The sequence below is a fragment of the Streptomyces sp. BL1 genome, assembly GCF_057628045.1.
Genome location: NZ_JBXYWZ010000002.1, coordinates 1,097,371 through 1,112,246, shown reverse-complemented (window position 1 = coordinate 1,112,246; position 14,876 = coordinate 1,097,371). Strand labels below are relative to the sequence as shown.

The 14,876-nt window shown below is 72.0% G+C and carries 17 protein-coding genes; 8 read left to right on the top strand and 9 right to left on the bottom strand.

Translation table 11 applies throughout. The annotated features are described in order from the left end of the window. Positions 1 to 3 precede the first annotated feature (3 nt). Positions 4 to 210, bottom strand: a complete 207-nt coding sequence (locus AC3AGO_RS05170) for a DUF5999 family protein (protein ID WP_487818920.1) — start codon at positions 208 to 210, stop codon at positions 4 to 6. A gap of 325 nt (positions 211 to 535) precedes the next feature. Further along, a complete protein-coding gene (locus tag AC3AGO_RS05165) occupies positions 536 to 1,174 on the bottom strand; it encodes a hypothetical protein (protein ID WP_487818919.1) in 639 nt (212 codons plus the stop codon). A 492-nt stretch (positions 1,175 to 1,666) separates the two neighbouring features. Here AC3AGO_RS05165 and AC3AGO_RS05160 point away from each other — a divergent pair, with 492 nt between their 5' ends. Both AC3AGO_RS05160 and AC3AGO_RS05155 read left to right on the top strand, forming a co-directional pair. Beyond that, on the top strand, positions 1,667 to 3,169 hold the full coding sequence (locus AC3AGO_RS05160) for a glutamate-cysteine ligase family protein (RefSeq protein WP_487818918.1): 1,503 nt from the start codon (positions 1,667 to 1,669) through the stop codon (positions 3,167 to 3,169). A gap of 110 nt (positions 3,170 to 3,279) precedes the next feature. Next, positions 3,280 to 4,059 carry a CPBP family intramembrane glutamic endopeptidase gene (locus AC3AGO_RS05155; RefSeq protein ID WP_487824538.1) on the top strand — a complete coding sequence of 260 codons (780 nt, stop codon included), beginning with the start codon at positions 3,280 to 3,282 and terminating at the stop codon, positions 4,057 to 4,059. Between the two features lie 99 nt (positions 4,060 to 4,158). Here AC3AGO_RS05155 and AC3AGO_RS05150 read toward each other — a convergent pair whose 3' ends face one another. Continuing rightward, complete coding sequence (locus AC3AGO_RS05150) at positions 4,159 to 4,977, bottom strand: PhzF family phenazine biosynthesis protein (protein ID WP_487818917.1); 819 nt, start codon at positions 4,975 to 4,977, stop codon at positions 4,159 to 4,161. A 145-nt stretch (positions 4,978 to 5,122) separates the two neighbouring features. Between AC3AGO_RS05150 and AC3AGO_RS05145 the strand changes: the two genes are divergently transcribed. Beyond that, on the top strand, positions 5,123 to 5,788 hold the full coding sequence (locus tag AC3AGO_RS05145) for a PadR family transcriptional regulator (RefSeq protein WP_487818916.1): 666 nt from the start codon (positions 5,123 to 5,125) through the stop codon (positions 5,786 to 5,788). A 77-nt stretch (positions 5,789 to 5,865) separates the two neighbouring features. Here the strand turns inward: AC3AGO_RS05145 and AC3AGO_RS05140 are convergent, their stop codons facing one another. Both AC3AGO_RS05140 and AC3AGO_RS05135 read right to left on the bottom strand, forming a co-directional pair. After that, positions 5,866 to 6,588, bottom strand: a complete 723-nt coding sequence (locus AC3AGO_RS05140; RefSeq protein ID WP_487818915.1) for a DUF4232 domain-containing protein — start codon at positions 6,586 to 6,588, stop codon at positions 5,866 to 5,868. Positions 6,589 to 6,669: 81 nt separating this feature from the next. Then, entirely contained in the window at positions 6,670 to 6,879 is a 210-nt protein-coding gene (locus AC3AGO_RS05135; RefSeq protein ID WP_487818914.1) for a hypothetical protein, read from the bottom strand. Between the two features lie 225 nt (positions 6,880 to 7,104). Between AC3AGO_RS05135 and AC3AGO_RS05130 the strand changes: the two genes are divergently transcribed. Both AC3AGO_RS05130 and AC3AGO_RS05125 read left to right on the top strand, forming a co-directional pair. Next, complete coding sequence (locus tag AC3AGO_RS05130; RefSeq protein ID WP_487818913.1) at positions 7,105 to 7,641, top strand: Clp protease N-terminal domain-containing protein; 537 nt, start codon at positions 7,105 to 7,107, stop codon at positions 7,639 to 7,641. Between the two features lie 40 nt (positions 7,642 to 7,681). Further along, on the top strand, positions 7,682 to 8,695 hold the full coding sequence (locus AC3AGO_RS05125; RefSeq protein ID WP_487818912.1) for an EamA family transporter: 1,014 nt from the start codon (positions 7,682 to 7,684) through the stop codon (positions 8,693 to 8,695). 170 nt (positions 8,696 to 8,865) lie between these two features. On the opposite strand, the gene AC3AGO_RS05120 is transcribed toward AC3AGO_RS05125, so the two are convergent. Next, positions 8,866 to 9,552, bottom strand: a complete 687-nt coding sequence (locus tag AC3AGO_RS05120; protein WP_487818911.1) for a pyridoxamine 5'-phosphate oxidase family protein — start codon at positions 9,550 to 9,552, stop codon at positions 8,866 to 8,868. Positions 9,553 to 9,598: 46 nt separating this feature from the next. On the opposite strand from AC3AGO_RS05120, the gene AC3AGO_RS05115 reads away from it, so the two are divergent. Further along, positions 9,599 to 10,930, top strand: a complete 1,332-nt coding sequence (locus AC3AGO_RS05115) for an aminotransferase class I/II-fold pyridoxal phosphate-dependent enzyme (RefSeq protein ID WP_487818910.1) — start codon at positions 9,599 to 9,601, stop codon at positions 10,928 to 10,930. 60 nt (positions 10,931 to 10,990) lie between these two features. On the opposite strand, the gene AC3AGO_RS05110 is transcribed toward AC3AGO_RS05115, so the two are convergent. Continuing rightward, positions 10,991 to 12,019: a DMT family transporter gene (locus AC3AGO_RS05110; protein ID WP_487818909.1), complete on the bottom strand. Its 1,029-nt coding sequence runs from the start codon at positions 12,017 to 12,019 to the stop codon at positions 10,991 to 10,993. A 74-nt stretch (positions 12,020 to 12,093) separates the two neighbouring features. Here AC3AGO_RS05110 and AC3AGO_RS05105 point away from each other — a divergent pair, with 74 nt between their 5' ends. Continuing rightward, positions 12,094 to 13,008, top strand: a complete 915-nt coding sequence (locus AC3AGO_RS05105; RefSeq protein ID WP_487818908.1) for a LysR family transcriptional regulator — start codon at positions 12,094 to 12,096, stop codon at positions 13,006 to 13,008. An 81-nt stretch (positions 13,009 to 13,089) separates the two neighbouring features. Here AC3AGO_RS05105 and AC3AGO_RS05100 read toward each other — a convergent pair whose 3' ends face one another. Next, positions 13,090 to 13,560, bottom strand: coding sequence for a pyridoxamine 5'-phosphate oxidase family protein (locus AC3AGO_RS05100; RefSeq protein ID WP_487818907.1), 471 nt, complete (start codon positions 13,558 to 13,560; stop codon positions 13,090 to 13,092). Between the two features lie 141 nt (positions 13,561 to 13,701). Between AC3AGO_RS05100 and AC3AGO_RS05095 the strand changes: the two genes are divergently transcribed. Continuing rightward, positions 13,702 to 14,331 carry a cysteine hydrolase family protein gene (locus tag AC3AGO_RS05095; RefSeq protein ID WP_487818906.1) on the top strand — a complete coding sequence of 210 codons (630 nt, stop codon included), beginning with the start codon at positions 13,702 to 13,704 and terminating at the stop codon, positions 14,329 to 14,331. Positions 14,332 to 14,367: 36 nt separating this feature from the next. Here AC3AGO_RS05095 and AC3AGO_RS05090 read toward each other — a convergent pair whose 3' ends face one another. After that, positions 14,368 to 14,832, bottom strand: a complete 465-nt coding sequence (locus tag AC3AGO_RS05090) for a Rieske (2Fe-2S) protein (RefSeq protein ID WP_487818905.1) — start codon at positions 14,830 to 14,832, stop codon at positions 14,368 to 14,370. Positions 14,833 to 14,876 lie beyond the last annotated feature (44 nt).

Sequence of the window (14,876 nt, the reverse complement as noted above, 5' to 3'; positions counted from 1 at the left end):
GCCTCAGGCGGCCCTGGCGATGTGCTGGGTACCGAGCGGCTTGTGGGGCGCGATGACCCGGCCGTCCGGGAGCAGCTCACCCGTGTCCTCGAAAAGAAGAACGCCATTGCACAGCAGACTCCAGCCCTGTTCCGGGAAGTGAGCCACCGGATGGGCGGCCTCCCGGTCGGCGGATTCTGCGTTCGGGCACGGTGGCTGGTGCTGGCACATTGTCGGTTTCGTCTTCCGTCGTGTGGTGGTCTCTGTCCTGCGGCTTGTCATGGACTCCATGGCCGCCCCCCGTTGTTGACTCGGTCCCCAGTGTTCCCCCACGGGGTCGATTCCGCAGGGATTTCGGCACAGCTCCCCTCACTGGATGGAGACGCATCACCCGTGCGGGCGGTTGCTCTCAACCAGCCGGTCCCTTCGGGGGGTTCGGCGAGGGGCGGGACTAGTCCGTACGGGGGGTGGTGCCGCGACATGGGCCATGCCGCGGCGCACGACGGACAGTGGCGCGCGTCCCGGAGCGACACGCGCGCCGGGGTGCGCGGACGGATCAGGCGGGGGTGCGCATCGCCTGGACGGGCACCAGACGGTGCGTCAGGAGCCGCAGGAGCGCGTCGAGCCGGTGCGGTTTGTGGGCCGCGATGCCCGGCGGCGCGGGCGCCAGCGGTATCAGCACGTCGGACGGGGCCGGGGCGCCTTCGCCGGCGTCGGCCGCGGTGTCGCGGTGCAGCCAGAGCGTCAGCATGTACAGCTGCGGTACGGACAGCAGCCGCGGCTGGTAGGGCACCGGCAGCGACTCGGCCTGGCGCAGGGCGCGTTCGGTGGAGGTGACGTACGGGCCTTCGCCGAAGCCGCCGAACGTCCAGCCGTCCGCGGTCAGTACAGCCTCCGCGGCGCCCACGGCGGTGCGGCCGGCGGGGCCGGGTGCGGTGCCGTCGAGGGGCTGGGGGCCGTCGGCGTCGGAGCGCAGCAGGAAGCGCCAGCCGGTGAGGCGGGTCCGGGGCAGTTCACCGGAGTGGCCGATGTGGGCCATCTCGTGGACGGGCAACGGGAGTTCGGCGCGCAGGGTAGCGTGTGCGGCGCGGACGGCGGCGGGGGTGCGGGCTCCGCGGACGGCGGAGCTGGACCGGAGTGCCGCGAGAACGCTGCGCAGGGCGGGGGCCGGGGCCTGGGGAACATGCAGCGGCATGGTTGGGTCGCCTCTCACTTCACAAGACATGTGGTGCTCAGCGGGCGCGGACGACGCTGTCGGCGTGGCGGGTGGCCGCGAATGCGGCGGAGGACGTCGACAGCCGGGGGCCTGCGGGGGCCAAGTCTCTGCCTCGTTCCGGGAGTTTATACGACACGCGTTCTGCCGGTTTTCCACTAGCGTCGGCCGGTCATTTCCGCAAGGTGTCTTCCGGGCTTTTCTGCGCGGGTATTTCTCCCGGTGTGCACGGGGCGCGGAAGTCCTGCCTGCGAGAAGCCGGCGGATGCGGACGGCGGAAAGTCGTCGGTGTTTTTCACGAGAGGACTGTGCAGGAGTCCCTGGACGCTGCCGTATGCCGGTGGAATGTGCCTGCGTTGGTTCCGTTTCCCAGCCTAGCGGCTGACGGGACGCCAGAGGCCGGTGAAGCGTTGTCGATCACTGTGCCGGGCATCATGGCTGCACACGTGCGCCGTAGCGAGGAGGGACGTCCCGATGGGAGAGAAGGTCGCGGCCGACAGGTTCGACCTGGCCGATCGGCAACGCTACCGGCACAAGTTGCGGCGGTGCCTGACGGGTCTGGGGAGACTACTGGAGGAGAAGAGGTTCGACCGGCCGCGGAATCTCATGGGCCTGGAGATCGAGTTGAATCTCGCGGACGCTTCCGGGATGCCCCGGATGATGAACACGGAAGTTCTGGAGCGCATCGCGAGCGGAGATTTCCAGACCGAACTCGGGCAGTTCAATCTCGAAGTCAATATCGTCCCGCACCGGCTCGCGGGACGCGTACTCGACCAGCTCGCCGAGGAGTTGCGCACCGGACTGGCATATGCGGACCGGCGGGCGGGCGAAGTCGATGCGGGAATCGTGATGATCGGCATTCTGCCGACCCTCACGGCCGATGACCTGGTCTCCGCCAATCTCACGGCGGCGGACCGCTATTCGCTGCTGAACGATCAGATCATGGCTTCCCGCGGTGAGGAGGTCGTGCTCGACATCGAGGGGGTCGAACGGCTCAGCCGCACCTCGGAGTCGATAGCGCCGGAGGCCGCCTGTACGTCCGTACAGCTGCATCTCCAGGTGACACCGGAACGGTTCCCCGATGTGTGGAACGCGGCGCAGGCCGTGGCGGGTGTGCAGATCGCCATGGGCGCCAACTCGCCCTTCCTGTTCGGCAGGGAGCTGTGGCGCGAGTCGCGGCCGCCGCTGTTCCTCCAGGCCACCGACACCCGGCCGCCCGAGCTGTCGGCGCAGGGCGTGCGGCCACGCACCTGGTTCGGGGAGCGCTGGATCGGCTCCGCCTACGACCTGTTCGAGGAGAACCTGCGCTACTTTCCCGCGCTGCTGCCCATCTGCGACGAGGAGGACCCGCTGCGCACGATGGACGCGGGCGGCATCCCCCGGCTCACCGAACTGGCCCTGCACAACGGCACCGTGTACCGCTGGAACCGGCCCGTGTACGGGATCGCCGACGGCGTCCCGCACCTGCGGGTGGAGAACCGGGTGCTGCCGGCCGGGCCCACGGTCACCGACGTACTGGCCAACACGGCCTTCTACTACGGGCTGGTGCGCGCCCTCGCGGACGAGCCGCGCCCCGTGTGGTCGCGGATGCCCTTCGCCGACGCCTCGGCGAACTTCGACGAGGCCTGCCGGTACGGCATCGGCGCTGAGCTGTGGTGGCCGCGGCCGGGCCGGGGCGCCGGTACGGGGCTCGCCAGGGTGCCCGCGGTGCGGCTCGTACAGGACGAGTTGCTGCCGCTCGCGTCCGCCGGCCTGGACGCGTGGGGAGTGGAGCCCGCGGACCGGGACCGGTACCTCTCGGTGATCGAGGAGCGCTGCCGGCGGCGCGTCAACGGGGCCTCGTGGCAGGCCGCGGCGTACCGTTCGGCCGCGGACGCGGGGCTGGACCGGGAGAAGGCGCTGGCGGCGGTGACCCGTCGCTACTGTGAACTCGCCCGCGCGGGACACCCCGTGCACACCTGGCCCGCCGGGGCCTGAGCCGGACGGCGGGGCCGAGCCGATAGCCTGCACCGCGACGAGCCCGAGACCGGACCGCCGTGCTGGAGGAAAGTGTGCAGTCGCAGCCCCGCGACACCGCGTCGTCCCCCGTGCCGCCCGGTGGCGGACTGCCGCTGCCGCGGCGGCTGCTGGGCCAGGAGACGCTGCTCGTGCTCGCCCTGTCGCTGGGCGCCAGCGCGGTCTCGGCGCTGATCAGTTTCGTCGGTTCGGCCACCGAGCCCGGCGGGCTGGCCGACCAGGCGGCGAACCTCAACACGTCGCGTGCGCCCGACCGTCCGTGGCTCGATCTCGCCTGGCAGCTGTTCGACATCACCACCGCGCTGGTGCCCGTGGCGCTCGTGGCGCACCTGCTGCTGCGCGAGAAGGCGGGCGGCCTGCGGGCCGTCGGGTTCGACCGCCGCCGTCCGGGCTTCGACCTGGGCCGCGGCGTGGTGGTGGCCGCCGTGATCGGCGGTACGGGGCTCGCGCTGTATCTCGGGGCGCGCGCGGCGGGGTTCAACCTGACGGTGGTGCCCGAGTCGCTGCCCGGCGTGTGGTGGAAGTTCCCCGTACTGATCGCCTCCGCGGTGCAGAACTCCGTGGTGGAGGAGGTCATCGTCGTCGGCTATCTGCTGCGCAGGCTCGACCAGCTGGGCTGGAGCCCGTGGCCGGTGCTGGCCGCCAGCGCGGTGCTGCGCGGCTCGTACCACCTCTACCAGGGCATCGGCGGGATGGTGGGCAACATGGCGATGGGCGTCATCTTCGTGCTGCTGTACCGCCGTTGGGGGCGTGTGGGCCCGCTGGTGGTCGCCCACGCCCTGATCGACATCGTCGCCTTCGCCGGTTACGCGCTGCTGGCCGGCAAGGTCGGCTGGCTGCCCACGGGCTGACACCCGCTCAGTTTCCGTACGCAGGCGCCCCGGTGGACAGGGGCGCCGGCGTACGGGCCGCTGCGGTTCAGCTGTTGCTCAGAGCGGGTCAGCTGTTGTTCAGAAATCCGCGCGCAGTTCGGCGTCCAGCACGGTGACCGCCCTGCCGGACAGTCCGGTGCGCTCGCCGCGCAGCGTCGTGCGGACGAGGCCGGTGCGCGCTGACGCCTGGAGGCCCGTCAGGGTCTCGCTGCCCAGCCGTCCGGACCAGAGCGGGGCGAGCGCGGTGTGGGCGCTGCCGGTGACCGGGTCCTCGGCGACGCCGGAGGCGGGAGCGAAGAAACGGGACACGTAGTCGTACGGGGTGCCGTCGTCGGCGCGCGCGGTCACGATGACGCCGCGGTTCTTCAGCCGGGACAGCGCGGTGAGGTCGGGCTCCAGTGCGCGGACGGTCTTCTCGCTGTCGAGTTCGGCCAGCAGGTCGTCGAGCGGTCCTGTGTCGTACGTGCGGACCGGCTCGGCTCCGAGGGCCGCGGCCAGACCGTCCGGCACGGGGATCCCGGTGAGCGGCGCGGTCGGGAAGTCCAGGGTGATCTCGCCGTCCGGCGCGGTGGCCGCGGTGAGGATGCCGCTGCGGGTGCGGAAGCGCACGGTTCCGGAGGCGAGCCCGTCGGTGTGCAGCACGTGCGCGGTCGCGAGGGTCGCGTGCCCGCACAGGTTGACCTCGGTGGCGGGGGTGAACCAGCGCAGCGCCCAGTCGGCGTCGGGGTCGTCGGCCAGCGGGTGCGCGTAGGCGGTCTCGGAGAGGTTCAGCTCCAGCGCGAGCCGTTGCAGGCGGGCGTCGTCCTCGGGGAAGCGGCCCTCGTCGAAGAGCACGACGGCGGCCGGGTTGCCGCTGTAGGGGCGGTCGGTGAAGGCGTCCACGGTCCGGATTCTCATGCCGAGCACGCTACGGAGGCGCATCGTCGCAGGCCACGGCCAATTTCCGAAAAGTGGCCCGGCGAGCCTTGCCGAACGAACACTACCGATATATCGTTGAAGCATCGCGACAGATCAACGAACCATCAGAGAGGAGATGTCGGCGATGCGTACACAAGGAGAGGAATTCCGAGGCCGCGGACGCGGCAAGGGTCCGGGACACTGCGGGCCGGGACATCCGGGAGCCGAGCGGCTGCGTGCCGCCTTCGGGCCGTTCGGGCCGCCGGCCTTCGGTGACGGACCGTTCGGAGGCAGGGGAGGCGGCCGCGGACGCGGCGGGCCCCGTGGACGGGCACGGCGCGGCGACGTCCGCGCGTCGATCCTGGCGCTGCTCAAGGACCGTCCCATGCACGGCTACGAGATGATCCAGGAGATCGAGGAGCGCAGCGGCGGCGCCTGGAAGCCGAGCCCCGGCTCGGTCTACCCGACACTGCAGCTGCTCGAGGACGAGGGTCTGATCAGCAATGCGAACGAGGGCGGCAAGAAGCTGTTCTCGCTCACCGACGCCGGTAGCGCCGAGGCCGAATCGGGCCCCGAGGCCCCGTGGGAAGAGGCCGGCCGCGGCATCGACTGGGACGCCATGAACGAGGTCCGCAAGGCGGGCAGCGGTCTGGTCGGCGCCTTCCAGCAGGTGTGGGCGACGGGCACCCCCGAGCAGCGGGACAAGGCACTCGGCGTCGTCAACGAGGCGCGCAAGAAGCTCTACCTCATCCTCGCCGAGGAGGACGAGGGTCCGGGTGAGCGGGGAGACGCGGGGCGCTCGGAGAGCTGAGGCGCTGACCGCAGGTGAGAACCCGTTCAGATGTCACCGTCCCCCTCCCCGGTCCCGCACGGCGGCCCGGAACGCGTTCAGCGTTCCGGGCCGCTTCCTGTGTGCAGGGGCAGTGTCAGCAGACGGCCCGCGCCGCACACGGTGCCCAGCCGCCAGGCCGCCGAGTCGGCCGCGCGCTGGTCGGGCGGGATGACGCGCAGGCCGGACGGAGTCGGGCAGCTCCCGTCGGCCGGATCGCCCTGACCGGGTACGACGGTCCAGTGCAGTCGGCTCCAGGCGTGCCCGCCGGGCGGGAGGGTCAGCGGGGGTGCGGGCTGTGTGGTGTCGCGCACAGTGTGCGTGGGGATCTTCTGCCCGTTCCCGCCGGTGAGTTGGAGCCCGGGCCAGCCCTGGGTGCGGCACGGCGTGTCCGAGACGTTGGTGAACACCAGGGCCGCGTACCGGTTCCCGGCTCCCGGCTCGCCGGAACGCAGTACGGCGGAGAGGGCCTCGGTGGTGCACCACGCCGTACGGGCCGGGCGCGCACCGGCGGTTGCGCCTTCCCCCGCGGGAGCGGTCCGCGGGGGTGCGGAGGCTTCCCGGGTGGCCGTGGCGGAGCCGGAGCTGTCCCGGATGTCGGGAGTCCGGGAGGCGGACTGCTCGGAGGGGGACCGCTGTTGCGGCGCCGTCGTGCCGTCGGGACGGCTGTGTCCTGCGGGCGCGCTGTGTGAGGGAGTGTCAGCGGACGTACAGCTGACGGCGGTCAGGGCCGTGGTGACGGCCAGGGCGGCGAGAACGCAGGTGGCACGGCTGTGCGCCATGAGGGTCTCCCGTGGGTGCCGAGAGCGGAGTGTCCGCTTGGACTGCCGTTCTGCACTGGAGGTTCCCGCCCTGTGCCCGGATCACTCCGGAAGTTGCCAGATGTCCGCTGTGTCGAAACAGTCGAGCGCCCGGGGCAGCAGGGAATCGTCGTGACAGTGGAACGCGCTCCAGAAGAGATCGCCCGGGAGCGCGTCCGCGGGCGCGTACACGCGGTACACGTACTCCTTGCCGTCCACCGCGAGCAGCGCCACCATCCAGCACTCCAATGAGTGCCGGTGACGGTCGGCCATGCGACTCCTCGGCCTGACGGGAGCGGAGTGGGGACAGGGCGGTGTGGTGTGTGACACGTCGGCGCGCGGGGGCTGTTGCCAGTGTGGGACGTTCAACAGGAGGGCACTGGTTGCGTCCTCCTCCCCAGGGATGAGGCGGCAGTTGGCACTATCCAACCGCAGGCTGGCACTCATCTGACCCGGGACGTGGATGTCGCACAGGCGAGGGTGTGATGTGGTGGTCCTGTGCAGAGCCGTACACCGTCTACCCAATTCGCCGGCAAAGAAGCCGAGGACCAGCTGAGCGAACAGCTGGCGACCATGGTCAATACCGCGCGCCGTCGTGCCGCGCGGGATGCCGACCGGCAGCTCGACACGGCTCATCTGCTGCACAGCCTCCTGGAGTCCGACGCCGCAGTGTGGGAACTGCTCGAGGGCGGAAGCCCCTCGGTGGGCAAACTGCTCGGCTATCTCGTCCAGCGCAGCATCGGCTACGGGCTGCGCTGGCAGGGGACCGTCGAGGACTCGGGAGCCGTGCCGGCAATAGCCGAACAGCCCGGGGGAGTGCCCGGCTGGTCCCCCGCCGTGACCGCGGCGATGGGCGTCGCGATCGCCCGTGCGCAGCGCAGAGGTGCCGGACTGGCCGAAGGGACCGATTTGTTCGCCGGGTTGGTGGCGGACGGTGAGTGCCGTGCCGTCGAGGTGCTCAGAGGTGCCGGAGTCGACACGGAAGGGCTGGCGGCGCGGCTCGGTGTCGCGGGAGACGGTGGTCGTCAGGGGTGAAAAGGGTGACACTCCTGTCGGCGATTGGCATGATGACGTCATGCACGCCACCACCACCTCGCGGGCCTCGCGTGCCCGGAACCCGGGCCTCGTCCTCGCGCTGATATCGGCCTTCGCCTTCGGCGGCTCGGGCCCGGCGGCCAAGCCGCTGATCGAGGCGGGCATGGCCCCGCTGCAGGTGACATGGCTGCGTGTGGCGGGCGCCGCGCTGGTGATGCTTCCGCTCGTGTGGCGGCACCGCGCCCTGCTGCGCAGCCGCCCCGGACTGCTCGCCGGTTTCGGGCTGCTGGCCGTCGCCGGTGTGCAGGCCTGCTACTTCGCGGCGCTGTCCCGCATCCCCGTGGGCGTCGCCCTGCTCATCGAATACCTCGCGCCCGCGCTGGTGCTGGGCTGGGTGCGCTTCGTGCAGCGCCGGCCTGTGACACGGTCCGCCGCCGTGGGTGTCGTACTGGCGGTCGGCGGGCTCGCGTGTGTGGTGGAGGTGTGGTCCGGTCTGCGGTTCGACGTGCTCGGGCTGCTGCTCGCGCTCGGTGCGGCCTTCTGTCAGGTCGGCTACTTCGTCCTGTCCGACCACGGGAGCGACGGCAAGGACGGCAAGGAGGCCCCCGACCCGCTCGGCGTGATCGCCCACGGGCTGCTGATCGGCGCGGTGGTGCTCACCGTTGTGGTGCGGCCGTGGAACATCGACTGGCACGTGCTCGCCGGGCAGGCCGACATGAACGGCACCGCGGTGCCCGGCCTCGTCCTGCTGGCGTGGATCGTGCTGGTGGCGACAGTGGTCGCCTATCTCACCGGCGTCGTCTCGGTACGCAGGCTCTCCCCGCAGGTGGCGACCGTCGTCGCCTGCCTGGAGGCGGTCATCGCCACTGTGCTGGCCTGGGTGCTGCTGGGCGAACACCTCTCCGCCATCCAGCTGGCGGGCGGTGCCGTCGTGCTGCTCGGCGCCTTCATCGCGCAGAGCTCCACGCCCCGCGAGGCACCGGCCGAACCGGTCGCCATGGGCGGCCCGGACCACGAGGGCGACCGTACGGACGACGACGCGCGGGTGGGCTGAGCGCCGAACGGGGCCGTGCAGGACCGGACCTGACGGGGCGTCGTACGGGCGGGCACTGTCTGACGTGTCCGCCCGTACGACGTGTCGCGGCCTGGCGGGTCGTCAGGCTGCGAACCTGTGCGTCGGTTCAGGGTGGTGCGGTGCCGCTGTACGTCGGCGGCTGTGTCCGCTCAGTGTGCGGCGAGGTAGCCGGGGAGCGGGGTGCCGGGGGCCAGGTCGTCGGCGGGGACCGGGGTGCCGTAGGCGCGGGCGACGGGGACGACGCCGCTCCAGTACGGCAGGGCGAGGTCTTCCTCGTCGTCGTTGGGGCCGCCGGCGCGGACCTTGGCGGAGACCTCGCCGAGGTCGAGGCGGAGCACCGCGGTGGCGGCGAGCTCCTTGCCGTCGGCGGGCCGGGAGTCGTCGGCGCGGCCCGGGACGACGGCGTCGGTGAGCGCGTGCAGCGCCGCCACCCGCTCATCCTGCTCGGTCACCGCGTGAGCAGTTCCGTGCACCACGACGGAGCGGTAGTTGATGGAGTGGTGGAAGGCCGAACGGGCCAGGACCAGACCGTCGACATGCGTGACGGTCAGACAGACCGGCATGCCCTCGTCCCGCGCACCCGTCTCGCGCAGCGGCCGCGAGCCCGTCGAACCGTGCACGTACAGCCGCTCGCCCACCCGCGCGTACAGCGTCGGCAGGACGAGGGGTGCGCCGTCGCGCACCAGGCCGAGATGGCACAGGTAGCCGTCGTCGAGTATCGCGTGCACCAGGTCGCGGTCGTAGGAGGCCCGTTCGCGGGCCCGGGTGGGCGTGGTGCGCTCGGTCTGGGTGTACGTCGCCGTGGCGGAGGCCGAAGTGCGGGCGGTGGCGGTCACGGTGCTCTCCTTGCGCCAATTTTTGTACTAGTGCATACTGTGCTTTGTGCTAGGAGAGTACCGGATCGAGGGCCGGCGTGCGACCGAGATCGCCGCGAGTGTGGAACAGGGTGTGGGCGAGGGCGGGCTGATGCCCGGTCAGGCGCTGCCGCCGGTGCGGGAGTTGGCCGCACGGCTGGGGGTGAACCCGAACACCGTGTCCGCCGCGTACCGCACGCTGCGCGAGCGCGGCGTGGTCGAGACCGCGGGCCGGCGCGGCACACGCGTGCGTTCCCGCCCCGCCAGCGCGCCGCGGGAGTCGATCCGGGTGGGCGTCCCCGAGGGCGCCACCGACATCTCGCAGGGCAATCCCGACACCGCGCTCCTGCCGTCGCTGCGCGGGGCGCTGGCCGCGGCGGCCGTGCGCAGCGGCAGCCGTCCCGTGCTCTACGGCGAGCAGGCGGTGGACCCGGAACTGGCGGCGGCGGCCCGCGCGGCTTTCGACAAGGACGGCGTGCCGGACGGGCCGGTCGCCCTCACCTCCGGTTCGCTCGACGCCATCGAGCGCGTACTGGCCGCGCACCTGCGGCCCGGCGACGCGGTCGCCGTCGAGGATCCCGGCTGGGGCAGCCTGCTCGACCTCGTGCCCGCGCTCGGACTGCGCGCCGTACCCATGGCGGTCGACGACGAGGGGCCGCTCCCCGAGGAGGCCGAACGCGCCCTGGCGCAGGGCGCGCGGGCGCTCGTCGTGACCGACCGCGCGCAGAATCCCACCGGCGCCGCCGTGTCCGCGCAGCGCGCGGCCGAGCTGCGCGAGGTGCTGGCGGCGCACCCCGCGGCGCTGCTGATCGAGGACGACCACGGCCACGGGATCGTCGATCTGCCGCTGCATCCGCTCGCCGGCGGCACGAACCACTGGGCGCTGGTGCGCTCCACCGCCAAGGCGTACGGACCCGATCTGCGCCTGGCCGTCCTGACCGGCGACACGGTGACCGTCGACCGTGTCGCCGGACGTCAGCGGCTCGGCCCGGGCTGGGTCAGTCATCTGCTGCAGAGCGCGGTGGCCCACCTGTGGCACGAACGGGCCGTGGACGTACGGAAGGTGGCCCGCTCGTACGGACGGCGCCGCGATGCCCTCGTAACAGCGCTCGCCGAACGGGGCGTGCCCGCGCGCGGGCACAGCGGCATGAACGTCTGGGTGCCCGTGCCGGACGAGACGGGGGCCGTCACGCACCTGCTGCAGTCCGGCTGGGCCGCCGCACCCGGCGCCCGGTTCCGGCTGTCCTCGCCGCCCGGCGTACGGCTCACTGTCTCGCCGCTGTCGGACGGCGACATCGGGCCGCTCGCCGACGCGGTGGCCGACGCGCTGCGGCCGGTGGACGCCCGGCGCTACGGATGACGCCGGGCCGGGCACCGCGGATGCCGGCCGCGGCGCCCGGGACAGTGCGCCGCGGGGGCGCTACGTACGGCGCCCGCGGCGCAGGGCGCCCGGTGCCGTTTGGGCGAGGGCCGCGCCCGCGACGACGATGAGCGCGCCGACCGGGGTGTTCCACGTGAGGGGTTCGCCGAGTACGGCCACCCCCGCAGCGGTGGCGACGATGGGTACGAAGTAACCCGTCATCTGGGCGGTCGTCGGGCCCACTTCGGCCACCAGTCCGTACTGCAGCAGAAACGCGACACCCGTGCCGAGGATGCCCAGGGCCGCGACGGACAGCAGCGGCAGCAGCGCGAAGTGCGTGGGCAGGGAGGAGAACAGCGGGGTGACGATCGCCAATTGGACGGTTCCCAGCAGCATCTGCGTGCCGGACAGTGCCAGGTTCGAACTGCCGGAACCCGTCAGCGTGCGGCGTACGTACAGCCAGCCGCAGGCGTAGCTGAAGGACGCGCCCAGCGCCATGGCCATCCCGGCGGGGTCCAGGTTGTGGCGGAATCCCTGCCACACGCCGAACACGGTCAGCACCCCGAGGAAGCCGACGGCCAGCCCCGCGGCGCGGCGCGCGGTCGGCCGCTCGTCGGACAGCGCGGACATCGACAGCAGCATCGCCCACAGCGGCATCGTGGCATTGCAGATGCCGGCCACCCCGGAGGGAATGGTCAGTTCGGCGTACGCGAAGAGCGTGAACGGCACTGAGTTGAGCAGGAACGCCGCGACCGCCACATGCGCCCACACACGCGGTGAGCGCGGCAGCCGCTCCCGCCGGACCACCAGTACGGCGCCGAGGACCGCGGCTCCGAACACCATCCGGCCGAGGGTCACTTGGAGCGGCGCGTACGCCTCGGTGCCCACCTTGATGAACAGGAAGCTGCACCCCCACACGAGGGCGAGCACGGCGAACCGTAGCCGCCAGTCGAGCAGGCGGCGCGGCCGTTTGTCCGTACCGGCCGGCGGGGCGGTGGTGTCTGCCGCCGGGGGTGTCCCCGTGGGGTCGGAGGGCGCGGGGGAGCCGGATGTGTCCCGGACGGAACCGGCTGTACTTGCTGCGGTCATGGCAGTACGTTCGCGCCCCGGAATAGTTCAGCACAAGCGAGTTCTGATGGACTCCATTGCGTAGTATCTCTTACATGTTGAACCCCGAGCGGCTGCGCATCCTGAACGCGATCTCGCTCCACGGCTCCGTCGTGGGCGCGGCGGAGGCCCTGCACGTCACCACGTCCGCCGTGTCACAGCAGATGACCAAACTGGAGCGCGAGACCGGCCAGCAGCTGCTGGCCAAACTGGGCCGCGGCGTACGGCTGACCGAGGCCGGACGACTGCTGGCCGGACACGCCGAGCGCATCCTGTCCCAACTCGACCTCGCACAGGCCGACCTGGAGGCCCACCGCGGGGAAGCTGTCGGCGACCTGCTGCTCGGCGCCTTCCCCACCGCCGCGCGCGGACTGTTCCCCGCCGCGCTCGCGGCCCTGCGCGCCGAACACCCCGCGCTGCGCCCGCGGCTCACCGAGATGGAGCCGGACACGGCGCTGCCCCGCCTCGTGCGCGGCGACATCGACCTGGCCGTCGTCCTCGACTGGTACAACCGGCCCCTGTCGCTGCCCGCCGGACTCGTCCAGGCGCCGCTGCTCGACGACCCCGCCGACGTGGTGATGCCCGCGGATCATCCGCTCGCGGGACGCCGGCGGGTCTCCCTGCGGGACTTCCCCGAGGACGAGTGGGTGTCCTGGCCGCAGGGCGCGTTCTGCAACGAATGGCTGGTGTTCACCCTGCGCGCCGAGGGAATCGAGCCGCGGCTCTCCCACACGGCGGAGGAGCACCACACCCAACTCGCCCTCGTGGGCGCGGGGCTGGGCGTCGCCGTGGCGCCGCGGCTGGGCCGCGGTCCGGTGCCGGAGGGTGTGGTGGCCGTGCCCGTGCGGGACGGCGTGCGCCGGCACGTGTACGCGGTGTGGCGCGAGGACGCGGACCGGCGGCCCTCGATCCGTGCGGCCGTCACCGCGCTGGAGAAGGCCGCACGCGGGCTGGATTCCGCGCAGCGGTGACGGCCCGGGGCGTGCGGTGAGCGGGGCTCCGTACGGACGGCAGCCGCGGTCGCCCGGCCGTACGGTTAGCCGGCCGTACGGTCAGCCGGCCATTTTGCGGAAGTCCCAGGAGATGACGGACTCCGGGGTGAGCCGCAGCCATGCGTGCCGGTTGTCGTGCGGCATGGTGTCCATGCCGAAGTACTTGGCGGCGAAGAGCCGTTCGGGCTCCTCCAGCTCCGGGCACGGTTCGCCCGTGCGCGGGGCCTCGCCGACGGGTACGGCCTCGCCGGACAGTTCGGCGCCGCGCAGCTCGCCGTACTCGTGGCCGTCGTCGACCAGTACGGCCAGCCGCGGGTCGCGCTGGAGCTGAGTCCAGCGCTTGCTGCGGGTGAGCGAGTAGAACCACAGCGAGCCGCCCGTCCAGCAGAACCACAGCGCGCCCATGTGCGGGGCGCCGTCGCCGCCGACGGTGGCCACCCGGCAGGTGCGCTGCCCGGTGAGGAAGTCGTCCAGTTCCGCCGGGCTCATCATGATCCGGCGGCCCCGCCGTTGCTGCCGCGTGACGGTCATCTCCCGTACGCCTCCCCGGGCTTCAGGTTCCTGATTGTGTGTCAGAAAATCATGAGGCCTCTTCCGCCTTCGCGCAATGCTCCCTATCCTCCCGGTCCCACCCCTCCGCGCCTCCGCCCCTCCTCCGCCGAAGGAGCCGTCATGGCAGCGCACGACCAGTTGGTGAACACGCTGGACCCCACGACGACCGCGCTGCTCACCGTCGAGTGCCAGGAGGGTGTCGTCGGTGAGTACAGTGCACTGCCCGAACTCGCCCAGGAGACACGGTCGTCCGGCGCCCTGGCGCACATCGCGCAGCTGGTGGGCGCCGCGCACGCCGTCGGCGTACAGGTGCTGCACGCGGTCGCCGAACGGCGTCCCGACGGGCGCGGGGCCAGCCGGAACGCCCGGCTGTTCCGCGCGGCCGAACGGCTGCCGGTCCGGCAGCTGTCCGGCACACAGGCCGTCGAGGTGACCGCGGCCCTCCCGATGGCGGAGGAGGACCTCGTGGTGCGTCGGCTGCACGGACTGTCGCCGCTGGCCGGTACGGACGTCGATCCGCTGCTGCGCAACATGGGCGTCCGTACGCTCGTCGTCACCGGCGTGTCCGCCAACGTGGCGATCCCCAACGCGGTCTTCGACGCGGTCAATCTGGGCTACACCGTGGTCGTGCCGCGGGACGCCATCGCCGGAGTGCCCGCCGACTACACCCCGGCGATGATCCGCAACACGCTCGCACTGGTCGCCACCGTCACCGGCACGGCGGACGTGGTGGCCTGCTGGAAGCAGTGACGGGCCGCGTATGCCGCCTCGCTCCCCGGCGGGCTGTCAGCTGTCGAGGCTCAGTTTGCCGCCCTTGACGGACACCTTGGCGCCCGGCAGCGGTTTCTGCGCGGGGCCGTTCTGCACGCTGCCGTCCTCGATGCTGAACTTGCTGCCGTGACACGGGCAGTTGATGGTGCCGTTCGCCACCTGCGCCACGGTGCAGCCCTTGTGCGTGCACACAGCGGAGAACGCCTTGATGTCCGTACCGCTCGGCCGGGTCACCACGACCTTCTGCTCCTTGAAGACCTTCCCGCCGCCCTCCGGGATGTCGGTGACGGAACCGAGCTCCTGACCGCCGCCGCCCGCGTCCCCGTTCTCCGCGGGGGTCTCCTTGCCGGTGTCCTTCCCCTCGTCGCCGCCGTATCCGCCTCCGCCGTCCGAGCCCCCGCAGGCGGCGACGGTGGCGGCGAGGCCGGCGCTGCCCGCGGCGGCGAGCACTGTCCTGCGTGACGTCTTCCGTACGGTCATGGCGGCACTCCCTGTATCGGTGTACGGCAGTCGCTGGTTTCCCC

Coding starts and splice junctions, on each gene's coding strand:
- AC3AGO_RS05095 (WP_487818906.1), top strand. CDS start 13,702: ATGGCAGCGCACGACCAGTTGGTGAACACGCTGGACCCCACGACGACC.
- AC3AGO_RS05165 (WP_487818919.1), bottom strand. CDS start 1,174: ATGCCGCTGCATGTTCCCCAGGCCCCGGCCCCCGCCCTGCGCAGCGTT.
- AC3AGO_RS05170 (WP_487818920.1), bottom strand. CDS start 210: ATGTGCCAGCACCAGCCACCGTGCCCGAACGCAGAATCCGCCGACCGG.
- AC3AGO_RS05110 (WP_487818909.1), bottom strand. CDS start 12,019: ATGACCGCAGCAAGTACAGCCGGTTCCGTCCGGGACACATCCGGCTCC.
- AC3AGO_RS05125 (WP_487818912.1), top strand. CDS start 7,682: ATGCACGCCACCACCACCTCGCGGGCCTCGCGTGCCCGGAACCCGGGC.
- AC3AGO_RS05135 (WP_487818914.1), bottom strand. CDS start 6,879: ATGGCCGACCGTCACCGGCACTCATTGGAGTGCTGGATGGTGGCGCTG.
- AC3AGO_RS05160 (WP_487818918.1), top strand. CDS start 1,667: ATGGGAGAGAAGGTCGCGGCCGACAGGTTCGACCTGGCCGATCGGCAA.
- AC3AGO_RS05100 (WP_487818907.1), bottom strand. CDS start 13,560: ATGACCGTCACGCGGCAGCAACGGCGGGGCCGCCGGATCATGATGAGC.
- AC3AGO_RS05140 (WP_487818915.1), bottom strand. CDS start 6,588: ATGGCGCACAGCCGTGCCACCTGCGTTCTCGCCGCCCTGGCCGTCACC.
- AC3AGO_RS05105 (WP_487818908.1), top strand. CDS start 12,094: ATGTTGAACCCCGAGCGGCTGCGCATCCTGAACGCGATCTCGCTCCAC.
- AC3AGO_RS05145 (WP_487818916.1), top strand. CDS start 5,123: ATGCGTACACAAGGAGAGGAATTCCGAGGCCGCGGACGCGGCAAGGGT.
- AC3AGO_RS05150 (WP_487818917.1), bottom strand. CDS start 4,977: ATGAGAATCCGGACCGTGGACGCCTTCACCGACCGCCCCTACAGCGGC.
- AC3AGO_RS05090 (WP_487818905.1), bottom strand. CDS start 14,832: ATGACCGTACGGAAGACGTCACGCAGGACAGTGCTCGCCGCCGCGGGC.